The 22054-nt window shown below is 63.4% G+C and carries 21 protein-coding genes; 16 read left to right on the top strand and 5 right to left on the bottom strand.

Features of this window, described 5'->3' with window-relative positions:
- Positions 1–300 precede the first annotated feature (300 nt).
- From AC1D08_RS28070 to AC1D08_RS28055, 4 genes are all read left to right on the top strand, one after another.
- Entirely contained in the window at positions 301–1035 is a 735-nt protein-coding gene (locus AC1D08_RS28070) for a glycosyltransferase family 2 protein (RefSeq protein ID WP_457150902.1), read from the top strand.
- Positions 1028–1360, top strand: coding sequence for a lipid-A-disaccharide synthase N-terminal domain-containing protein (locus AC1D08_RS28065; RefSeq protein WP_095085369.1), 333 nt, complete (start codon positions 1028–1030; stop codon positions 1358–1360). The genes AC1D08_RS28070 and AC1D08_RS28065 overlap by 8 nt, the downstream gene beginning before the upstream one ends.
- 58 nt (positions 1361–1418) lie before the next feature.
- Complete coding sequence (locus AC1D08_RS28060) at positions 1419–3068, top strand: ArnT family glycosyltransferase (RefSeq protein WP_457150903.1); 1650 nt, start codon at positions 1419–1421, stop codon at positions 3066–3068.
- A 111-nt stretch (positions 3069–3179) separates the two neighbouring features.
- Positions 3180–3923, top strand: coding sequence for a phosphatase PAP2 family protein (locus AC1D08_RS28055; RefSeq protein WP_457150904.1), 744 nt, complete (start codon positions 3180–3182; stop codon positions 3921–3923).
- A gap of 19 nt (positions 3924–3942) precedes the next feature.
- On the opposite strand, the gene AC1D08_RS28050 is transcribed toward AC1D08_RS28055, so the two are convergent.
- Positions 3943–4593 carry an FMN-binding negative transcriptional regulator gene (locus tag AC1D08_RS28050; protein WP_457150905.1) on the bottom strand — a complete coding sequence of 217 codons (651 nt, stop codon included), beginning with the start codon at positions 4591–4593 and terminating at the stop codon, positions 3943–3945.
- 18 nt (positions 4594–4611) lie between these two features.
- Complete coding sequence (locus tag AC1D08_RS28045) at positions 4612–5286, bottom strand: alpha/beta hydrolase (protein WP_013532163.1); 675 nt, start codon at positions 5284–5286, stop codon at positions 4612–4614.
- Positions 5287–5527: 241 nt separating this feature from the next.
- On the opposite strand from AC1D08_RS28045, the gene AC1D08_RS28040 reads away from it, so the two are divergent.
- The 7 genes from AC1D08_RS28040 (at position 5528) to sufA (ending at position 12709) form a co-directional block, all read left to right on the top strand.
- A complete protein-coding gene (locus tag AC1D08_RS28040) occupies positions 5528–6691 on the top strand; it encodes a cysteine desulfurase family protein (RefSeq protein WP_457150906.1) in 1164 nt (387 codons plus the stop codon).
- A 188-nt stretch (positions 6692–6879) separates the two neighbouring features.
- Positions 6880–8397, top strand: coding sequence for a Fe-S cluster assembly protein SufB (sufB, locus tag AC1D08_RS28035; RefSeq protein ID WP_379027226.1), 1518 nt, complete (start codon positions 6880–6882; stop codon positions 8395–8397).
- A gap of 26 nt (positions 8398–8423) precedes the next feature.
- Entirely contained in the window at positions 8424–9179 is a 756-nt protein-coding gene (gene sufC, locus AC1D08_RS28030) for a Fe-S cluster assembly ATPase SufC (RefSeq protein WP_095085379.1), read from the top strand.
- A gap of 25 nt (positions 9180–9204) precedes the next feature.
- A complete protein-coding gene (gene sufD, locus AC1D08_RS28025; RefSeq protein WP_457152950.1) occupies positions 9205–10473 on the top strand; it encodes a Fe-S cluster assembly protein SufD in 1269 nt (422 codons plus the stop codon).
- Between the two features lie 105 nt (positions 10474–10578).
- Positions 10579–11820 (top strand): cysteine desulfurase, encoded by a 1242-nt coding sequence (locus tag AC1D08_RS28020; protein WP_457152951.1) that lies wholly within the window; start codon positions 10579–10581, stop codon positions 11818–11820.
- 5 nt (positions 11821–11825) lie between these two features.
- Entirely contained in the window at positions 11826–12218 is a 393-nt protein-coding gene (locus tag AC1D08_RS28015; protein ID WP_095085383.1) for an SUF system Fe-S cluster assembly protein, read from the top strand.
- A 110-nt stretch (positions 12219–12328) separates the two neighbouring features.
- Positions 12329–12709, top strand: a complete 381-nt coding sequence (gene sufA / locus AC1D08_RS28010; RefSeq protein ID WP_013532156.1) for a Fe-S cluster assembly scaffold SufA — start codon at positions 12329–12331, stop codon at positions 12707–12709.
- 35 nt (positions 12710–12744) lie between these two features.
- Here sufA and AC1D08_RS28005 read toward each other — a convergent pair whose 3' ends face one another.
- A complete protein-coding gene (locus tag AC1D08_RS28005; protein ID WP_457152952.1) occupies positions 12745–13242 on the bottom strand; it encodes a GFA family protein in 498 nt (165 codons plus the stop codon).
- Positions 13243–13332: 90 nt separating this feature from the next.
- On the opposite strand from AC1D08_RS28005, the gene AC1D08_RS28000 reads away from it, so the two are divergent.
- A complete protein-coding gene (locus tag AC1D08_RS28000; RefSeq protein ID WP_457152953.1) occupies positions 13333–13656 on the top strand; it encodes a TfoX/Sxy family protein in 324 nt (107 codons plus the stop codon).
- A gap of 232 nt (positions 13657–13888) precedes the next feature.
- On the opposite strand, the gene AC1D08_RS27995 is transcribed toward AC1D08_RS28000, so the two are convergent.
- Together AC1D08_RS27995 and AC1D08_RS27990 are read right to left on the bottom strand one after the other, a co-directional pair.
- The gene (locus AC1D08_RS27995) at positions 13889–14806 is read right to left on the bottom strand and encodes a pseudouridine-5'-phosphate glycosidase (RefSeq protein WP_457152954.1); all 918 of its coding nucleotides are present in this window, start codon (positions 14804–14806) and stop codon (positions 13889–13891) included.
- Between the two features lie 75 nt (positions 14807–14881).
- The gene (locus tag AC1D08_RS27990; protein ID WP_457152955.1) at positions 14882–15826 is read right to left on the bottom strand and encodes a carbohydrate kinase family protein; all 945 of its coding nucleotides are present in this window, start codon (positions 15824–15826) and stop codon (positions 14882–14884) included.
- A gap of 281 nt (positions 15827–16107) precedes the next feature.
- On the opposite strand from AC1D08_RS27990, the gene recA reads away from it, so the two are divergent.
- From recA to AC1D08_RS27970, 4 genes are all read left to right on the top strand, one after another.
- On the top strand, positions 16108–17205 hold the full coding sequence (recA, locus tag AC1D08_RS27985) for a recombinase RecA (RefSeq protein ID WP_095085392.1): 1098 nt from the start codon (positions 16108–16110) through the stop codon (positions 17203–17205).
- Positions 17206–17596: 391 nt separating this feature from the next.
- Positions 17597–20263: an alanine--tRNA ligase gene (alaS, locus tag AC1D08_RS27980; protein ID WP_477424532.1), complete on the top strand. Its 2667-nt coding sequence runs from the start codon at positions 17597–17599 to the stop codon at positions 20261–20263.
- A gap of 10 nt (positions 20264–20273) precedes the next feature.
- Complete coding sequence (locus tag AC1D08_RS27975) at positions 20274–21569, top strand: SDR family oxidoreductase (protein ID WP_457153592.1); 1296 nt, start codon at positions 20274–20276, stop codon at positions 21567–21569.
- On the top strand, positions 21566–22054 hold the full coding sequence (locus AC1D08_RS27970) for a DUF2269 family protein (protein ID WP_457153591.1): 489 nt from the start codon (positions 21566–21568) through the stop codon (positions 22052–22054). The genes AC1D08_RS27975 and AC1D08_RS27970 overlap by 4 nt, the downstream gene beginning before the upstream one ends.

The raw sequence follows: 22054 nt of genomic DNA, 5'->3' as shown, positions 1-22054 counted from the left end.
AATCTGACCCGGGCGTGGCGTGCATGAACGGGCGCGTTTAGCACCCAAGCGCGATCAGCAAAAGTGGAATCCGGTTTTGCGTTCGATCGCGCGTCAGGCAGAGATCCGCGATCAGCAAAAGTCAAATCCGGTTTTGCGGTCCGCGCGGATGAAGTCTGAGACCATCGGCCCAATGCTTGCTTCATCGTTTCGGCTGGCGTAATGAGGCGCCGCGCCAAAGGTTCTAGCAGTCCACGACCTCGAGCGGCACCGCACGGCATCCACAAAATGCCATATCCGACGACAGAGCCCCGACGCGACATGCCGGACGCATTGATATCCATCGTCATTCCTTGCAGGAACGAGGCGGCAAATCTGCCGCTGTTGATCGACGAGATCGAGTCCACCATGGCCGGGCGCGACTTCGAGCTGATCATCGTCAACGACGGCTCCACCGACGACACCGCTTCGGTGCTCGCAGCGCAGGCTGCACTTCGCCCGTTTCCGGTTCGGGAATTGCGCCACCGGAAATCCGCTGGCCAGAGCCTTTCGGTGCGCTCAGGCGCCTGGGCGGCGCGTGGCAGCATCGTCGCCACGATCGACGGCGACGGCCAGAACGATCCTCAATACATTCCGGTGCTGATCGATGCGCTTGTAGAGGCCGGGCCCGATTTCGGCGCCGCACAGGGGCAGCGTCTCAAGCGCCGTGACAGCAAGGTCAAGCAACTGGCGTCACGTTTCGCCAACTGGCTGAGAAATGCCATCCTGCATGACGAGACGCGCGACACCGGCTGCGGCCTCAAGGCGGTCCATACCGATATCCTGCGCAAATTGCCGTTCTTCGACGGCACCCATCGCTTCGTTCCGGCCCTGGTCATCCAGGAGGGCTATCGCGTCGTGCACTGCGATGTCATCGATCGCTCGCGCCGGCACGGCAAGTCGAATTACGGCATTTTCGATCGCGGCCTGCAGGGGGTTCTCGATCTCGCCGGTGTCTGGTGGCTGCGCCGCCGGCGCCGCAGAATGCCTAAAGTAGAGGAAATCAGCCGTGGTTAACGTGCTTCAGGAATTGGTGACCTGGCTTCACCAGGTTTTCATCAAGCAGTTCGATGCGTGGATCCTGCTCGGCTTCGTTGCGCAGTTCTTCTTCACCATGCGCTTCGTCGTGCAGTGGCTGGCATCGGAAAAAGCCAAGCGCAGCGTGGTGCCGGTCGCCTTCTGGTTCTTTTCCCTGTTCGGCGGCGGCCTGCTTCTGATCTATGCCATCCAGCGTCAGGATCCGGTGTTCATCGCCGGCCAGTCCATGGGCCTGTTCATCTACATCCGCAATCTCTGGCTGATCGCCAACGAGCGCAAGACCGCGATGAGCAAGGTCGATTGAACAGCGATCGATTGAGCAGCGTGGCATATCAATCAAAATTCGTCACAGAGGCCGGGACATGGCGGTGAACAGGAATTACATCCTTCTCTTCCTGTTCAGCCTGGTGATGACGGTTTCGGGGCTGGCGTCGCTGCCGCCGATCGACCGCGACGAGTCACGCTTCGTCCAGGCCACCAAGCAGATGGCCGAGAGCGGCGACTATGTCGACATCCGCTTTCAGGACGCCTCGCGCTACCAGAAGCCGATCGGCATCTACTGGCTGCAATCGGCGGCCGTCGCGCTGAGCGGCGAGGGCGCTGCCGCTCCGATCTGGGTTTATCGCACGGTTTCGGCGCTTGGCATTGCCATTGCTGTCCTGGCGATCACCTGGACCGGCACCAATCTGTTCGGGGCCAATGCCGGCATCGCCGCGGGCCTGGTCATGGCGGCGATCTTCGCCACCGCTTTCGAAGGCCGCGACGCCAAGACCGACGCAATGCTGCTGGCCTGTTGCGTGGCGGCGCAAGGCGCGCTGGCGCAGATCTATCTGGCGTCGCGCCGGAACCAACCTGTCGGCGGCCATCTCTGGTGGATCTTCTGGGTCGCGCAGGGCGCGGCGATCCTCATCAAGGGCCCGATTGCGCCGCTGCTGTCGGCACTCACCATCGCCGTGCTGTTCGCCTTCGAGCGTGACGGGCGCTGGCTGTCGAAGCTCAAGGTGGGGCGCGGCCTGGCGCTCGTCGTGCTGATCGTGCTGCCCTGGCTTGCGCTCATCACCTGGAAGAGCGGCGGCGCCTTCCTGCAGCAGGCCGTCGGCAAGGACATGATCGGCAAGGTCGCGTCGGGCGAGGAATCGCATGGCCTGCCACCCGGCTTCTACATGCTGACCTATTCGCTGTTCATGTGGCCTTTCGGCCTGATCGCGGTCGGCGCCGGGCTCCAGGCACTCAATCGCCTGCGCGATGACCCCCGGCTGCGCTTCTGCCTCGCCTGGTACATTCCGTTCTGGCTGGTGTTCGAACTGATCCCGACCAAGCTGCCGCATTATGTCCTGCCGGCGTATCCTGGGATGGCATTGCTGATCGGCTGGCTGCTGACATTGTCGCCGCAGGATGCGAACGCGCCGCTCCGGCGCTGGCAGGACTGGTTGTGGTGGTCGACCGCGTTTGGTCTTGCCGTGGTCAGCCTCGGCCTGGCGGCGGTGTGCGTCGGCGCGCCGCTTTACCTCACAGGCACGTTTTCATGGTGGAGCATTCCGGCTGCCGCGGCCGCGCTCGGCGCCGGCTACCTGGCCTTTTCGCGGCAGTTGCAAGTGCCGCTCGGCCGCATCGGCGCCATCGCCGTTTGCGCGGGCATCACCTATGCGCTGCTGTTCGGCGTCATAGCGCCATCGCTGAAGCCGATCTGGCTGAGCCCGGCCATCGAGGCGGCGGTGCGCGCCAACAAGCCCTGCGACACCACCGTGCTGGCCTCGTCGCGGTTTCAGGAACCGAGCCTGGTGTTCCTGGTCGGCACGAAAACGGTGCTGACCGATGTCGAAGGCGTCGCCAGGCATCTATCTGCCGATCCGGCCTGCGCGCTGGCGCTGGCATCGGTCGAGGACGAGCAGAAACTGACTGGCCTGCTGGCGGCACAAGGCAAATCGGTGAACCGCGTTGCCCTGATCGACGGCCTCAACTATTCGTCGGGAGACAAACTGTCGCTCGGTCTCTATCGTGTGGCGCCATGACGGCTCGTCGATGACAGGCTCGAATTTCCTATGCTGGTGAAATCGCGCCCTTCCGTTTCCGGTATGCTCCTTGGGGTGGGGCGCCGATCCCTCGACAATTTTCGCGATACGGTGCAGATCGCAAGAAAGCGCTTTGCCGCTCGTCCCGCCAGATACCCGAACATAGTGTGGCCGGTCTGGGGCCTGGTCTGGGTCTTGCTGACGGCGGCGGCGTTTGTTCGTCTCGACACCCCGGCAGGGATGCTTCATGGCCAGTGGTCGCCAGGGTTCGTCCACCTGGCCGATTTTTTCACGCAGTTCGGCCTGGGAGGCTGGTATCTCATTCCATCGGCGCTTTTGCTGGTCGCCGCGAACCTGACGGACTGGCGAAGCCTTTCAAGGCGCTCGCTGATGCTGGTCTACAACTGGACCTGCCTGGCTTTTCTGGTGCTGAGCGCCGCCGGCCTGTCCGGCCTGGCCGTCAATGTGCTGAAATATGCAATCGGTCGGGCTCGCCCGCTCTATTTCGACGATTTTGGCGTGCTGGCCTTTCATCCCTTTGCCTTCGATGCGCGCTTCGCCGGTTTCCCGTCCGGCCATGCCACGACGATGGGCGCTGTGTTCGGGGTCGCTCTGCTGTTGTTTCCCCGGCGCTGGTACATCGCCTTGGCGATCACCGCCTGCATTGCCTCGACGCGCGTCTTCGTCGGCGCGCACTATCCCAGCGACACTGTCGCCGGCTTCGGCCTCGGCTGCGCCTTCGCGCTGGCGTGCGGGCTTGTCTTTGCCCGGCTCGGCTTCATCTTTCGCCAGATGCCGTCGGGGTTGCCTGTCCGCAAGAACACGTTCCGGCTGGTTGCAGCGAAGGCCGGCTGAAGCTCGGGTTTGCTGAGGCCTAGTTGCTGTCCAGCCCGCCATAGGACCTGACCAGGCGGGCCATGTCGGGTGACTGGTGCCCTTCGCTTTCGAGCCCTTGCGCAACGCCGACACGATCGGCGACCGGCCGGTTCTGGCTGACCTTCCACTTGCCGTGGATTTCGCTGATCTCGATTTCCAGGCCGATGATGCCCTTGATCTGCGACTGGATGAAGGGCGCTGGCGCGTCGGTCACCGCCCAGGGTGCGGCGCGGGTGCCTTCCTGGGACGCGGTCAGGTCGGCGATCTGCCGCGCCAGCCAGGCCTGGTCATCCATCACCTTGACGGTGCCGCGCACCTGCACGATGGCATAGTTCCAGGTCGGCACCACCTTGCCGGTCTCGCGCTTGGTCTCGTACCAGGACGGCGTCACATAGGCATCGGTGCCCTGGAAGACGATCAGCACCGGCGACGCCGGATTGTCGGCCAACAGCTGCCATTGCGGATTGGCCTTCGCCAGATGGGCGCGCAGCCTGCCGTTCGGCGGCACGTCTGCGTCGAGCAGGAACGGGATGGCGTTGGCGACCGGCCCCTCGGCTCCGTTGCAAATCAACAGGCCGAGCGGATGCGCCCGGATCAGCCCGTGCAGGATTTCCGGCCGTGTTTCCCTGAAATGAGGAGGCTCGTACATCGCTGCCCGCTTCCCTGCCTATCTCAGCCGCTTCGGCCGCGGATCCGACAGCTCGCCGGCCAGCCGGCGATCGAGATAGTCGGCACATTCCTCGAGCAGCAGGTCGGCATCGTTGGAGAAGAAATGGTTGGCGCCGGGCAAGGTCTTCTGCGTGATGGTGATGCCCTTCTGCGTGTGCAGCTTGTCGACCAGGCCTTGCACATCCTTCGGCGGTGCCACCTTGTCGGCATCGCCATGGATGATCAGGCCCGATGACGGGCAGGGCGCCAGGAACGAGAAATCATAGGTGTTGGGCTGCGGAGCGATCGAGATGAAGCCTTCGATCTCCGGCCGGCGCATCAAGAGCTGCATGCCGATCCAGGAGCCGAAGGAGTAACCGGCGACCCAGCAGCTCTTGGAATCCGGATGCAGCGACTGCACCCAGTCGAGTGCCGCCGCCGCATCCGACAACTCGCCGGTGCCGTGGTCGAACTCGCCCTGGCTGCGGCCGATGCCGCGGAAATTGAAGCGAAGCGTGGTGAAATCCCGCTTCTGGAACATGTAGAAGAGGTCGTAGACGATCTTGTTGTTCATCGTGCCGCCGAATTGCGGGTGCGGGTGCAGGACGATGGCAATCGGCGCGCTCTTTTCCTTGGAAGGCTGGTAGCGTCCCTCCAGGCGGCCGGCAGGACCGGTAAAAATGACCTCAGGCATGAAATACTCCACTTGGGTAATACGAATGCGCGGCGCCCGGAACGTGTCTTCCTCTGGCCTTGACGCAGGGCGAGCGTCTTCTTAGAAGCTAGTTTAGAATTGTTCAAAACTGAGTGGCCAGACGTCGAGCCGGGCCACCCGCGCCGCAAGCCGCGTAAATAGGACGGCTCGCCTTGGAATTTCAAGGAAATAACGCGATACGACAGCGGAATGGCTTCTGACGGGAACCAAACGGACGAAAATGGCCGGAATGCGCGCCTATCTCGACTACAATGCCAGTGCTCCGCTGCTTGCCGCGGCGCGCGAAGCTATGGTCGCCGCACTTGATGTCGCCGCCAACCCCTCATCGGTCCACACCGAAGGGCGCGCCGCACGGCGCCTGATCGAGACCGCAAGGCGAGATGTAGCGGCACTGGTCAACGCCAAGGCAGAGCATGTCGTGTTCACCTCCGGCGCGACGGAAGCGGCCTCGACGCTGCTGACATCAGACTGGCAGATGGGGCGCGGCAGTGTGCGCATGAGCCGTCTCTATGTGTCCGAGGCCGATCATCCCTGCCTGTTGAATGGCGGGCGCTTCCCGGCAGCGCAGGTGACGCGGATCGGCGTCGATGCCAACGGCATCGCCGATCTCGACCCGTTGGCGGCCGCACTCGCCCGTCATGACAAGGCCGAGGGCCTGCCGCTGGTCGCCATCCATGCCGCCAACAACGAGACCGGCGTCATCCAGCCGATCGACCGCATCGCCGGGATCGTCAAGGCCGCGGGCGGCGTCCTCGTCGTCGACGCCGTCCAGGCGGCGGGGCGCGTTTCGATCGATCTATCAGGTGGTTACGCCGATTATCTGATCCTGTCTTCGCACAAGCTCGGCGGCCCCAAGGGCGTTGGCGCCATCGTCGCCGCCTCCGATCTGATGATGCCGAAGCCGCTGATCAATGGCGGTGGCCAGGAAAAAAGCCATCGCGCCGGCACCGAAAACCTTGCCGCCATCGCCGGCTTTGGCGCCGCGGCACGCGGGGCGCTCGAGGGGCTGCGGGCGATGGACACGGTGCGGCAGCGCCGCGACGAGATCGAGGCCATCGTGAAAATGCTGGTGCCGGATGCGGAAATCTTTGGAACCGGCGCACCAAGGCTTGCCAACACGACATTCTTCGCTATTGCGGGCATCAAAGCCGAAACCGCGCAGATCGCTTTCGATCTGGCCGGCGTGGCGCTGTCGGCCGGCTCCGCCTGTTCGTCGGGCAAGGTCGGACCGAGCCATGTGCTGAAAGCCATGGGATACGGCGACAGCCTTGGCGCCTTGCGCGTGTCGATCGGTGCCGCAACCGGCGCTGAGGACATCGAACTGTTTCGCACCGCACTGGCGGCAATCGCCGCGCGTCGGGCGAGTAGGGAAAGGGCCGCATGAGCAGCGGCCGGACATAGACAGGCCTTCGGCCTGGTAGAGCCGTGCGTTTTATGCTGGCCGGGTGAATTTCCGGTCGGAACGCACTATATGGAACTTACGCCGCCGCGAATGCCTCTTCGGCGTTCATTTGGCGGTGCCATAGTTTGAAAACTGTCGGGCCTTGACCCCGGCGTGGATGGAGAACGCATATGCCTGCTGTGCAGGACACGATCGATCGGGTCCGAAAGATCGACGTCGACCAATACAAATACGGATTCCAGACTGAAATCGCGATGGACAAGGCCCCCAAGGGCCTCAGCGAAGACATCATCCGTTTCATTTCGGCCAAGAAGGACGAACCGTCCTGGATGCTGGAATGGCGTCTGGAAGCGTATCGCCGCTGGTTGACGCTCGACGAGCCGACCTGGGCGCGCGTTCACTATCCGAAGATCGATTTCCAGGACATCTACTACTACGCGGCGCCCAAGAGCACGCCCGGCCCGACGTCGCTCAGCGATGTCGATCCAGAACTGCTGAAGGTTTACGAGAAGCTGGGTATCCCGCTGAGGGAACAGGAAATCCTCGCCGGCGTGCAGAAGACCGACGCCTCGGAGCTCGAGGAAGTCAGCGACAATGTCTACAAATCGGGCCGCGTCGCTGTCGATGCGGTGTTCGATTCCGTCTCCGTCGTCACCACCTTCAAAAAGGAACTTGCGCAGGCGGGCGTCATCTTCTGCTCGATCTCGGAGGCTATCCGCGAGCATCCGGAACTGGTGAAGAAGTATCTCGGCTCGGTCGTGCCGACCTCCGACAATTACTACGCCACGCTGAATTCGGCGGTGTTCACCGACGGCTCCTTCGTCTTCGTGCCCAAGGGCGTGCGTTGCCCGATGGAGCTGTCGACCTATTTCCGCATGAACGAGAAGAACACCGGCCAGTTCGAGCGCACGCTGATCATCGCCGAGGAGGGGGCTTACGTTTCCTATCTCGAAGGCTGCACGGCGCCGCAGCGCGACGAGAACCAGCTTCACGCCGCGGTCGTCGAACTGGTGGCGCTCGACGATGCCGAGATCAAATATTCGACGGTGCAGAACTGGTACCCCGGCGACGCCGAAGGCAAGGGCGGCATCTACAATTTCGTCACCAAGCGCGGCGACTGCCGTGGTGACCGCTCGAAGATTTCGTGGACGCAGGTCGAGACCGGCTCGGCCATCACCTGGAAGTACCCGAGCTGCATCCTGCGCGGCGACGATTCCAGCGGCGAGTTCTATTCGATCGCCGTCTCGAACGGCTACCAGCAGGTCGATAGCGGCACCAAGATGATCCATCTCGGCAAGAACACGTCGAGCCGCATCATCTCCAAGGGCATCGCCGCCGGCTTCTCGCAGAACACCTATCGCGGCCAGGTCTCGGCGCACCGCAAGGCGACCAATGCCCGCAACTTCACCAACTGTGATTCCCTGCTGATCGGCGACCAGTGCGGCGCGCACACCGTGCCCTACATGGAAGCCAAGAATTCGACTGCGCAGTTCGAGCACGAAGCGACGACCTCGAAGATTTCCGAGGACCAGAAATTCTACGTCATGCAGCGCGGCATTCCCGAAGAGGAAGCAATCGCGCTGATCGTCAACGGCTTCGTCAAGGACGTCATCCAGCAACTGCCGATGGAATTCGCTGTCGAGGCGCAGAAGCTGATCGGGATCTCGCTTGAAGGCTCGGTCGGCTGACCGGACAAATATTCAGGAAACAAAGAATGCTTGAAATCAGAAATCTGCACGCCCGCATCGTCGATGACGGCACCGAAATCATCCGTGGCCTGAACCTGACGGTGAAAGCCGGCGAGGTCGCCGCGATCATGGGGCCGAATGGCTCGGGCAAGTCGACGCTGTCCTATATCCTCGCCGGCCGCGAGGACTATGAGGTGACCGAGGGCGACATCCTCTACAATGGCCAGTCGATCCTCGAAATGGATCCGGCCGAGCGCGCCACGTCAGGCATCTTCCTTGCCTTCCAGTATCCGATGGAGATACCGGGGGTCGCGACCATGGAATTCCTGAAGGTTGCGATGAACGAGCAGCGCAAGGCGCGTGGCGAAGAGCCGCTGAAGATCCCGGAATTCCTGAAGCGCGTGAAGGAAGCCGCCGCCTCGCTCAGCATGGACATGGCGATGCTGAAGCGGCCGCTCAATGTCGGCTTCTCCGGCGGCGAGAAGAAGCGCGCCGAGATCCTGCAGATGAAGCTGCTGGAGCCGAAACTCTGCGTGCTCGACGAGACCGATTCCGGCCTCGATATCGATGCGCTGAAGATCGTTTCCGACGGCGTCAACGCGTTGCGCGCGCCCGACCGTGCGTTCCTGGTCATCACCCACTACCAGCGCCTGCTCGAACACATCGTGCCTGACTCGGTGCACGTGCTCTACAGGGGCCAGGTTATCAAGTCCGGCGACAAGTCGCTGGCGCTCGATCTGGAAGCCAATGGCTATGCCGGTGTGATCGGCGAAGCCGCGTGAGATGCCAGAAGGCAAGGTCAAACTGATGAATATGCACACTCAGCCCCAGCGGACACCGGCCGAAACAGCGTTGATCGACGCGTTCGGCGACCGGCTGTCGCTGCTGCCGGGCGACGGCGCGGTGATGCTCAAGCGCGACGACGCCATCGAAGCGATCAAGCACGGCCTGCCGACACGGCGTATCGAATCCTGGCACTACACCGATCTGCGCCGCCTGTTGAACGCGGTGCCGGACTTCGATCCGGCCGCCATGGCCAAGGCTGTTGCACCGATCGTGGAAGGCTCCGCCGTGCTGGCGATCCTGAACGGCAAGTCCGACGCGAAGACGCCGGCCGTCGAAGGCGTCACCGTGCAGCGCCTGTCGGAAAAACTGACCGACGGCAGTATCGCGCCCGGGCTCGATCCCTATGGCAGCGATGACGCCATCGGCGCGCTGAACACCGCCTTCGTCGCCGACGGTTACTTTGTCGACATCGCCGACGGCGCCGAACTGGAAAAGCCGATCGAACTGCAGAACCTGCAGGCCGGCGGCCAGACCCATGTGCGCCTCATGGCGCGCGTCGGCGCTGGCGCCAAGGCCGTTATCGTCGAGCGTCAGGCCGGCGAGGGCGCGGCACTGACGAGCTCGGTCAGCCAGCTCGTGCTCGGCGAAGGCGCCGAGGTGACGTGGCTGATCGTCCAGGAGCAGCCGGAGACGGCAACGCATCTGGCGCAGTTCAAGGCCCATATCGGCAAGAACGCGAAACTGACGCTGTTCGTCATGAATGCCGGCGGCAAGCTTGTGCGCCAGGAGATCATGGTCAGGACGACCGGCGAAGGCGGCGACTTCACCCTGCGCGGCATCAACCTTCTGGCCGGCGACACCCACACCGACGTGACCATGGTGCTCGACCACACCGTGCCGCACACGGCCTCGACGGAAGTGATCCGCAACGTGGTGACGGGCAAGGCGCGCGGCGTTTTCCAGGGCCGTATCAACGTCCACCAATATGCGCAGAAGACCAACGCCAAGATGGCCTGCAACACGCTGCTGCTGTCGGACGATGGCGAGTTCTCGACCAAGCCGGAGCTTGAAATCTTCGCCGACGACGTCGTCTGCGGTCATGGCGCGACGGTCACCGAAATCGACCACGATCACCTGTTCTACCTGATGGCGCGCGGCGTCGACGAGAAGACCGCTCGCGGCCTTCTGGTCAAAGCCTTCGTCGCCGAGGTGATCGAGGAACTGGACGACGAGACGATCGTCGACGCGCTCGAAGCGAAGCTCGACGACTGGTTTGTGACACACGGGTAAGCTCCCTCCCTTCTCCCCTTGTGGGAGAAGGTGGATTGGCGCGAAGCGCCAAGACGGATCAGGGGTGCTGGAAGGAACGCGGCCTAGAGCGGCAAGGACTTCGAAATGGACCAGAAAGTCGAAAACATCCCCTACGACGTCGAGGCGATCCGCCGCGACTTCCCGATCCTGTCGCGCGAGGTCTACGGCAAACCGCTGGTCTACCTCGACAATGGTGCCTCGGCGCAGAAGCCGCAGGTGGTGCTCGACACCATCCAGCATGCCTATTCCCAGGAATACGCCAACGTCCATCGCGGCCTGCATTTCCTATCCAATGCCGCGACCGACGCCTATGAAAAGGCGCGCGAGACGGTGCGCCGTTTCCTCAATGCACCAAGCACCGACAACATCGTCTTCACCTCGAACACGACCTCGGCCATCAACACCGTCGCCTATGGCTATGGCATGCCCAACATCGGCGAGGGCGACGAGATCGTGCTGTCGATCATGGAGCATCACTCCAACATCGTGCCTTGGCATTTCATCCGCGAGCGGCAGGGCGCCAAACTGGTCTGGGTGCCGGTCGACGATGTCGGCGTCTTCCACATCGAGGAGTTCGAGAAGCGGCTGACAGATCGCACCAAGCTGGTCGCCATCACCCAGATGTCGAATGCGCTGGGCACGGTGACGCCGATCAAGGAGATCGTGCGCATTGCGCATGCGCGTGGAATTCCCGTCCTCGTCGACGGCAGCCAGAGCGCCGTGCACATGGCCGTAGACGTGCAGGATCTCGACTGCGATTTCTTCGTCTTCACTGGCCACAAGGTCTACGGTCCGTCGGGTATCGGCGTGCTCTACGGCAAGAAGGACATTCTCTCTGGCATGCGGCCGTTCATGGGCGGCGGCGAGATGATCGAGGAGGTGACGGAGGACATCGTCACCTACAACGAGCCGCCGCACCGCTTCGAGGCTGGCACGCCACCGATCGTGCAGGCGATCGGGCTGGGCGCGGCACTCGACTATATGGAAAAAATCGGCCGCGAGCGCATCGCAGCGCACGAGGAAGACCTCAAGGCCTATGCGCATGAGCGCCTGCGCGCCATCAACTCGCTGCGCATCTTCGGCGACGCGCCCGGCAAGGGCGCCATCATCTCCTTCGAACTGCAGGGCATTCACGCCCATGACGTGTCGATGGTGATAGACAGGCAAGGCGTTGCCGTGCGCGCCGGCACGCATTGCGCCCAGCCGCTGTTGAAACGCTTTGGCGTAACCTCCACATGCAGGGCATCGTTCGGCATGTATAATACCAGGGCCGAAGTCGACGCTTTGGCCGAGGCGCTTGAAAAAGCGCGCAAGTTTTTTGGGTGACGACCATGGATGATGTGAGCATCGCTGCCGAAACCACGCCGGAAGCCGCCGCCAACAGCGTGGTGTCTGCTTCGACCATTCCCGCCGACGAATTGGCGCGGCTGACCGACGACATCGTCTCGGCGCTGAAGACGGTCTACGACCCGGAAATCCCGGCCGACATCTACGAGCTTGGCCTCGTCTACAAGATCGACATCGAGGACGACCGCTCCGTCAAGATCGACATGACGCTGACTGCGCCGGGTTGCCCGGTCGCCGGCGAAATGCCCGGCTGGGTGGAAAATGCAGTCGGCGCCGTCGAAGGCGTGTCCGGCGTCGAGGTCAACATGACCTTCGACCCGCCCTGGTCGCCCGACCGCATGTCGGAAGAGGCGCAGGTCGCGGTGGGCTGGTACTAGCGTCGAGCCTCACAAGGTTGGCGCCCTTGCGCCAATGGTAAAACTTCACCATTTTAGGTGAGGAATCGTTCGGCAGGCCTTGAACCTGCACGGAATGGAGAAAGAAAAGTATGGGACGCTTTGCCGTCATCACGATGACCGAAAAGGCCGCTGACCGGGTGCGCGAGATCGTCGCCACCCGCGACAATGCGCATGGCATTCGCCTCGGCATCAAGAAGGGCGGCTGCGCCGGCATGGAGTACACGGTCGATCTGGTGACCGAACCCAACACCAAGGACGACCATATCGAGCGTGATGGCGCCCATGTCTATGTGGCGCCCGAGGCTGCCCTTTTCCTGTTCGGCACCGAGATGGATTTCGAGCAGACGACGCTTCGTACCGGTTTCACCTTCCACAACCCGAACCAGAGTTCGGCCTGCGGCTGCGGCGAATCCGTCGAGCTGAAGCCGGCTGATCTGAAGGCTCTCGCGGAAGCACGCGCCTCGGCCTGAGATTTCCTCACCTCCCCGTACGCGGGCGAAGAGCCTCACTCCACCCACATGCCCGTTCGCTTGTGCCAGTCGGCGATGGATTCCTCCGGATAGACGTCGAACGTCTTGTCGCCCTTGCCGATCACGGGTTCGACCCAGTTGGCCTTGTATTTCAGCATCAGATGCACCCGGGTCGGCGGCTCCGGCAGGTCGGTGTCGATCGCCGAGGCAAAGGGATGCACCAACTCCGGCCAAGTGGGGTCGTAGAGCCACAGTGCCGACCCGCATTTGCGACAGAAATTGCGCTCGCCGGTCGATATCTCGCACCGCGGACGCTCGTCGTCTTCGATCTCGGCCCGGTAGACGCCGAGGTTTCGTTTACCTTTGATATTCAGGGTCTCGTTGTCGGCCCCGAGATTGATGGCGAAGCCGCCGCCGCCTTGCTGCTTGCGGCATATCGAGCAGTAGCACAGCATGAACGGCGCCGGCGTGTGGCTCTCCACCTCGAAACGAACGGCATTGCAGCGGCAGGACCCCTTGAGCAGAAGCGGCATGACAAAACGACTCCGACGGATGTTCTCAATCTGTCAGCATGATCTTGGTTGCGCGATGACAATGTCAAATGCCGGTGACATGATCGCGGCATGGACAATGAACGCATCGCCGAACTGTTCGAGGGCCTCGGTCCGGTCAGCATCCGCAAACTGTTCGGCGGCAAGGGCATCTATTTCGACGGTGTCATCATCGCCGTCGTGCTGCGCGGCGAACTGATGCTGAAGGCCGACGAGCAAAGCGCGCCGGACTTCGAGGCAGCAGGCTGCCGGCAGTGGACCTATACCGGCTCCCGCCACGGCAAGCTCGTCTCGATGCCCTACTGGAACATTCCCGACAGCGCTTTTGATGATCCCGACGAGATGACGCTCTGGGCACGCCGCGCCTATGAGGCAGGACGGCGGGTGGGGAAATGACTGGTGACTTTGGTGCGTTGCGGCTGTGCAGGGTTGGAAACGCCGGCGGGACAGCACCCCCCTCTGTCCTGCCGGACATCTCCCGCGCAAGGAGGGAGATTGGCAGCTCAACCGCTGGCTCTCGCTTTCAACATTGATGATTGGCGAAAGCCGATGTGACATCCGATCTCCCCCCTTGCGGGGGGGATGTCCGGCAGGACAGAGGGGGGTGTGAAGGAACTCGGCAGTCGCTTTAAAGCGCCTTCGCGATCCTCGCCGCCAGCCTTGCGTTGTTTTCGACCAGCGCGATGTTGGTCTTCAGGCTCCGGCCGCCCGTGAGTTCCAGGATTTTCGACAGCAGGAACGGCGTCACCGCCTTGCCGGTCACGTTGAGCGCTTCGGCGGCCTTCTGCGCGGCCTCGATATAGCCGGCCATCTCTGCGGCGGGGATTTCGTCGTTTTCGGGCACCGGATTGGCGATCAGCATGCCGCCGGCGAGCCCCAGTGCCTGCCGGGTCTGGTAGAAATGCGCGATCTCTTCCGGTCGGTGCAAGGTCAGCGGCGCGCGGAAGGGCGAATGCCGCGACCAGAAGGCCGGCATCGTCTCGCAGCCATGGCCGACCACAGGCACCCCGCGCGTCTCCAGCACTTCCAGCGTCTTTTCGATGTCGAGGATGGCCTTGGCGCCGGCCGACACGACGATGACCGGCGTGCGCGCCAGCTCGTCGAGATCGGCGGAAATGTCGAAACTCTTTTCCGCCCCCTTGTGCACGCCGCCGATGCCGCCGGTGGCGAACACCTTGATGCCGACCATATGCGCCGCGATCATCGTTGCGGCGACGGTGGTGCCGCCCGTGCGCCCTTGCGCCACCGCGAAGCCGAGGTCGGCGCGCGACAGCTTCATGGCGTCGCCGGTCATGGCGAGGGATTCGCGCTCGCCGTCCGAAAGCCCGATCTTGATGCGCCCGCCAACCACGGCGATCGTGGCCGGCACGGCGCCGCCGTCGCTGATGATCTTTTCGACATCCGCCGCCATGGCGCCATTGTCGGGGTAGGGCATGCCATGGGTGATGATGGTGCTTTCCAGCGCCACCACCGGCCGCCCGGCGGCCAAGGCCTGTGCAACCGGCGCATGGATATCGATGAAGGGACGGGCGGTTTCTGGTGTCATCCTGATCTCCAATCCGGAGCGATGCGCCTCCACTTGGACGCGCGGAAACACTCCGGCACTATGAACTGGCCGGTCTCATGCCACTTCCTGCGCATCCGGCACAAGAGCCAGTGCCTCGGTGAAATCAGCAGCGGTGAAATCGGGAACGGCGTCGGCGCTTTCGATGGCCAGCGTCGCCGCGGCAATGCCTTCGCGCAGGGCCGCGCGCAACGGCATGCCGCGAAGCGAGGCAGCGACCGTCGCTCCCGCCAGCGCATCGCCGGCGCCGGTGACGTCGGTGACCTTTCTTGGCGTCGGCGGCAGGATCGAGAAGGCGCCGGCTTCATCGAAGCCCAGCATCGGAGCGCCGCCCGCTGTCACCACGCCGCTTTTGAGCCCGGCACGTTTCAGCCCGTCGACGATGTCCTGCCCGGAGGCCGCACTGTCCAGGCCGGCAAGTGCGACCGCCTCGCGCTGGTTCATGAAGACGACGGCCAGATTGCCGAGCACCGGCCTCAGGCGCACGATCTTGGCCGGCGAAATGGCAATGGCGAAGACGGGTTTGCCGGCGGCGAGTGCCACGAGCCTCTCTAGCGCCGCCGTCGGCAGGTTGGCGTCGCAGAAGACGGCATCGGCGGCAGCGATGACCTCGCGCACCTTGGAGCGCCTGACCTGCTTGGGAAACGCCAGCTCATAGAGCGCCATGTCGGCAAAGCCGACGATCAGCTCGCCGTCGCTGTCGATCAGCGCCGTATAGCTTGGCGTCGTGCGATCGAGGAACACCGCCGACAGGTCGGCAATCCCGGCTTTGGCGATGGCCCGTGAAACCGTATCGGCGGCGGCATCGCCGCCGCGCACCGACAGCAGCGAGGCCGAGACGCCGCGCCGGACCGCGCTGCGCAACGCATTGAAGACACCACCGCCAACATCCTCGCGCATCGTGCCCGGATTGGACGCAGCCGGCACGTAAGCGCCGGACACCTGCCCACGGCGGTCGATATGGGCGCCGCCCACGGCCAGGATTCTTGGAGATTTCACCATGCCGGCGATATGACCTTTGTTATTCCAGCCGCACAAGCGCTACGCTAAGTGACGAAGCTTCGCATGCGGGGCGGCGATTCGGCAGATCGAAACAATCGAGCCGACTGGCCCAATGCGAGGTGCGCTCCTGATGTGATTCTTGGGACAAAAAAAGAACAAATCCGGATATTGATTGCCTTTCAGATACTTGAACCCTCTTGCCAAACGAGAACAAAAAAGGTACAAATAGGCAGGGATTACGGATTGTCCGGCCTTCATTGACGACCAAGGGGTGATGTATCATGGCTCAGAATTCTTTGCGGCTGGTAGAGGACAAAGCGGTGGACAAATCAAAGGCTCTGGATGCGGCGCTGTCGCAAATCGAGCGGGCTTTCGGCAAGGGCTCGATCATGCGGCTCGGCGCGAACGAGCAGGTCGTCGAGATTGAAACCGTGCCGACCGGCTCGCTTGGCCTCGACATCGCGCTTGGCGTCGGTGGCCTGCCGCGCGGCCGCATCATCGAAATCTACGGGCCGGAAAGCTCGGGCAAGACGACGCTGGCGCTGCACACTGTTGCGGAAGCCCAGAAGAAGGGCGGCATCTGCGCCTTCGTCGATGCCGAGCATGCGCTCGATCCGGTCTATGCCCGCAAGCTTGGCGTCGATCTGGAAAACCTTCTGATCTCGCAGCCCGACACGGGTGAGCAGGCGCTGGAAATCTGCGACACGCTGGTGCGCTCCGGTGCCATCGACGTGCTGGTGGTCGATTCGGTCGCGGCGCTGACGCCACGCGCCGAAATCGAAGGCGAGATGGGCGATTCGCTGCCCGGCCTGCAGGCCCGCCTGATGAGCCAGGCGCTGCGCAAGCTGACCGCCTCGATCTCGCGCTCCAACACCATGGTCATCTTCATCAACCAGATCCGCATGAAGATCGGCGTCATGTTCGGTTCGCCCGAGACCACGACGGGCGGCAACGCGCTGAAATTCTACGCCTCGGTCCGCCTCGACATCCGCCGCATTGGCTCGGTCAAGGACCGCGACGAGGTCGTCGGCAACCAGACTCGTGTCAAGGTGGTCAAGAACAAGCTGGCGCCGCCCTTCAAGGTGGTCGAGTTCGACATCATGTATGGCGAGGGCGTATCCAAGACCGGCGAACTGGTCGACCTCGGGGTCAAGGCCGGCGTGGTCGAGAAGTCGGGCGCCTGGTTCTCCTACAATTCGCAGCGTCTCGGCCAGGGCCGCGAGAATGCCAAGCTGTTCCTGCGCGACAATCCCGACACGGCGCGCGAGATCGAACTGGCGCTCAGGCAGAATGCCGGGTTGATCGCCGAGAAATTCCTCGAGAATGGCGGCGCCGAGAGCGGCGACGACGGCTTCGAGGAGGAATCCGGCGCGATGTAACAACTTCGTGCACAGGATGCCGGCCGAAGATCGGCCATAATCCTGTTCTATTATCTCAAGCTTATGTAATTGAGTTCAGTGTTTTTTGCGTTCCAAACCGCCGGCTTTCGAGCCGGCGGTTTTTCGTTTTGCGGCCGGCGTCGATGGTCGGCAAGCGCGCGATTTGGACCAATTCCGTGTTTCTGGACAGGGTGCGGTGCGACCGCTAAAAGGCCAAGTCTATTTTTTGTGGATGTCGCCCAAAAGTGCGCAGCGGTTTTGGGACAACGACATGCATGGAAGCAAAAACTTGAAGCGCATCGACTGAATCCGTTTTCAGCGCGACGCGCTTTGAGACCCAGAGCCCATTTTCCGCCGGTTTGCCGGCGGTTTTCTCGAAAAGGCAGCATTCATGAGTGGCGTGAACGAGATCCGGTCGACTTTTCTCGACTACTTCCGCAAGGAGGGTCACGAGATCGTCGCGTCGAGCCCGCTGGTGCCGCGCAACGATCCGACGCTGATGTTCACCAACGCCGGCATGGTGCAGTTCAAGAACGTCTTCACCGGCTTGGAGAAGCGGGCCTATTCGCGCGCCTCGACCGCGCAGAAGAGCGTTCGCGCCGGCGGCAAGCACAACGACCTCGACAATGTCGGCTACACCGCGCGCCATCTGACCTTCTTCGAAATGCTCGGCAATTTCTCCTTTGGCGACTATTTCAAGGAGCGCGCCATCGAGCTTGCCTGGAACCTGATCACCAAGGAATTCGGGCTCAACAAGGACAAGCTTCTGGTCACGGTCTATCACACGGACGACGAGGCGGCGGGCTTCTGGAAGAAGATCGCCGGGTTTTCCGACGACCGCATCATTCGCATCGCGACCTCGGACAATTTCTGGGCGATGGGCGACACCGGACCGTGCGGGCCGTGCTCGGAGATCTTCATCGACCGCGGCGAACACATCTGGGGCGGCCCTCCCGGCAGCCCGGAGGAAGATGGCGACCGATTCCTCGAATTCTGGAACCTGGTGTTCATGCAGTATGAACAGGTGACGAAGGAGGAGCGCATCGACCTGCCGCGCCCGTCGATCGACACCGGCATGGGCCTGGAGCGCATGGCGTCCATCCTGCAAGGGGTGGAGAGCGTCTTTGAGACCGATCTGTTCCGTCACCTGATCGACGCGGCGTCATCCGCCATCGGGCACGGTCCCGACAAGGAGACGGTGGCGTCCTTCCGCGTCATCGCCGATCATCTGCGCTCGTCGTCTTTCCTGGTCGCCGACGGTGTGCTGCCGTCGAACGAAGGCCGTGGCTATGTCCTGCGCCGCATCATGCGCCGCGCCATGCGCCATGCGCAGTTGCTCGGTGCCCGCGATCCCTTGATGTGGCGCCTGGTGCCGGCCCTGGTCCGCGAGATGGGCCAGGCCTATCCGGAACTGGTGCGCGGCGAGCAGTTGATCACCGAGACCCTGAAGCTCGAGGAAACGCGTTTCCGCAAGACGCTGGTGCGTGGCCTCGGCCTGCTTTCGGAGGCGACGGAAAAACTGGGCGCCGGCGACATGCTGGATGGCGAGACGGCCTTCAAGCTCTACGACACCTACGGCTTCCCGCTCGATCTGACGCAGGACGCGCTGCGCCAGCGCAGCATCTCGGTCGATCTGGCCGGCTTCACCAATGCCATGGAACGGCAGAGGGCCGAGGCGCGGGCTCACTGGGCAGGCTCCGGCGACGCGGCCACAGAGACGATCTGGTTCCCGGTGCGCGAGAAGGCGGGCGCCACCGAATTCCTCGGTTACGAGACCGAGCAGGCGGAAGGCCTCATCCAGGCGCTGGTCAGGGACGGCAAGACCGTCGACAGCGCAAGCAAGGGCGAGGCAGTTGCCGTGGTCGTCAACCAGACGCCGTTCTATGCCGAGTCCGGCGGCCAGATGGGCGACACCGGGGTGATGTCAGGCGAAGGCTTCTCGATCGAGATTTCCGATACGCAGAAGAAGGCCGATGGCCTGTTCGTCCATATCGGCAAGGTGGCCGGCGGCACGGTCAAGACCGGCGCGGTCGTCGAGCTGAAGGTTGATCATGCGCGCCGCTCCAGGCTGCGTGCCAACCATTCCGCGACGCATCTGATCCATGAGGCGCTGCGCGAGGTGCTGGGTAGCCATGTCGCCCAGAAGGGTTCGCTGGTTGCGCCCGAACGACTGCGCTTCGACATCTCGCACAACAAGCCGATTTCGCCCGAGGATCTCGAAGAGGTCGAGCGCATGGCGAACGAGATCGTCGTCCAGAACGGCCCGGTGAGCACGCGCCTGATGTCGGTCGACGATGCCATTGCCGAGGGCGCCATGGCGCTGTTCGGCGAGAAGTACGGCGATGAAGTGCGCGTCGTGTCGATGGGCACCGGCCTGCATGGCGCCAAGGCCAACCGGCCCTATTCGGTCGAGCTCTGCGGTGGCACGCATGTCAGGGCGACCGGCGATATCGGCCTGGTGCGTGTCGTGTCGGATAGTGCGGTCGCCGCCGGTGTGCGCCGCATCGAGGCTTTGACCGGCGAAGCCGCGCGCAAGCATCTCGACGAGCAGGACCGGCGTTTGAAATCGGTGGCCGCGACGCTGAAGATCTCGCCGGCCGACGTGCCGGCGCGCGTCGAGGTGCTGCTCGACGAGCGCAAGAAGCTCGAGAAGGAACTGAGCGAAGCGCGCAAGAAACTGGCGCTGGGCGGCGGTGCCGCGGCGGGTGCACCGTCGGAGAACGAGACTGTCGCCGGCGTCGGCTTCCTCGGCAAGGCAGTTTCGGGTGTTTCGCCGAAGGATCTGAAGCCGCTGGCCGATGCCGGCAAGAGTTCGCTCGGTTCCGGCGTCGTCGTCTTCGTCGGCGCCGGCGACGACAACAAGGCGAGCGTCGTGGTCGCTGTCACTGATGATCTGCTAAGCCGTTTCAGCGCGGTCGATCTGGTGCGCGTGGCCTCCGCAGCATTGGGCGGTCAGGGCGGCGGCGGGCGGCCCGACATGGCGCAAGCCGGTGGCCCGGACGCCTCGAAAGCCAGTGATGCGATCGCCGCGGTCAAGGCGGCGCTGGAGGCAGCCTGAAAGTCCCTGCATGAAGGTGCTCGTCCTTGGCGGCTACGGTCTGATCGGCGAAGCCGTCGTCGGCCGCTTGCTTCGCGACGGTCATCATGTGGCCGGCCTTGGTCGCAATGTCGTGGATGCCGAGCGGCGCTGGCCGGCGGTGCGCTGGATCGCCGCCGACATGTCGCGGCTGCTTGCCGCTGAGCACTGGCTGCCGGTGGTCACCGGCATGGATGCAATCGTCAATGCGGCGGGCGCCTTGCAGGACGGCCCGCGCGATCGCCTCGACGCCATCCACCGGCATTCGGTGGTGGCGCTGGTCGCGGCATGCGAACAGGCCGGCGTGCACCGTATTGTCCAGATTTCCGCGATCGGCGCCGACCTCTCCTCCAGCGACGCTTTCTTCAACAGCAAGGCGCAAGGCGACAGGGCTGTCGCAAGCTCTGCGCTGGAATGGACGATCCTGCGCCCGGGTTTGGTGATCGCGCCCGCCGCCTATGGCGGGACAGCCCTTTTGCGCGCCCTTGCGGCCTTCCCCGCTTTTATCCCTGCCGTCATGTCGCGCCAGCCGATCCAGACCGTGGCGGTTACCGACGTTGCTGAAGCGGTCTCGCGCGCGGTCGCCGGATCGCTGCCGCCCCGTACTGCCGTCGATCTCGTCGAGGCGCAAGCCAGACCGCTCGCCGATGTTCTCCTAGCCTTTCGGGCATGGCTTGGCCTGCCGCAGGCGAAGGTCGTACCGGTGCCGGCCATTGTCGGCCGTCTTGCTGCCGTGACCGCCGATGGCCTCGGCCTCCTTGGCTGGCGATCGCCTTTGCGCAGCGCAGCCCTTGCCGCGCTGGCGCGTGGCGTGACCGGCAATGCCGGGCCATGGAACCAGATTTGCGGCCATCCGCTGCAGCCGCTGGAAGCAACGCTGGCCGCCATGCCGGCCCATGTCCAGGAGCGATGGTTCGCGCGCCTCTGGCTGGCAAAACCTGTCATCTTCGGCTGCCTGGCCCTGTTCTGGCTTGCTTCGGGCATCATCGGCCTGATCCGGCAAGACGAGGCCGCTTCCATTCTTGTCTCACGCGGCGTGTCGGCGAAATTGGCGGACATGTCGGTTCTTGCCGGCAGTGCTGCGGATATCCTGGCCGGCGCGGCGGTTCTGGTCCGGCCCTTTGCTCGGCCAGCGCTGCTGGCGATGATAGCCATCACGCTGTTTTATCTGGCGGCGTCGACGCTTCTCGTTCCCGGTCTATGGCTCGCGCCGCTGGGGCCGCTGGTCAAGACGATCCCGATGCTGTGCCTGGTGCTTGTGGCGCTGGCGGTCCTCGACGAGAGATGAACCTCTGGGCCGACATACTGCGCTGGACGCATGTCATTGGCGCCACGGTTCTCTTTGGCACCGGCGCCGGGATCGCCTTCTTCATGCTGATGGCGCAGCGCACCGGTCGCGCCGAGCTGGTCGCCCATGTCGCGGGCACGGTTGTCATCGCCGACACCATATTCACGGCAACCGCGGTCGTCGTGCAGCCGATCACCGGCGTGTTGCTTGCTCGGGCATTGGGGTGGCCGCTGTCCGAGGGCTGGATTGTACTGTCGCTGCTGCTTTATGTCGTGACGGGTCTGTTCTGGCTGCCGGTGGTCTGGATCCAGATTCGGATACGAAATCTGGCGCGACAGGCGGCCGTCGAAAATCGACCGCTGCCCGTCGAGGAAAAGCGCCTTTTTCGCATCTGGTTTGCTTGCGGCTTTCCGGCTTTCGCTGCCGTGCTTGCCATCGTTTGGCTGATGGTCGCCCGGCCGGCGATCAGTCTTTTTGGAGGATGA

It is taken from the genome of Mesorhizobium sp. P2_E6 (genome assembly GCF_056403835.1).
The sequence above is the reverse complement of the archived record's forward strand: the minus strand, read 5'-3'. Positions and strand labels throughout refer to the sequence as shown.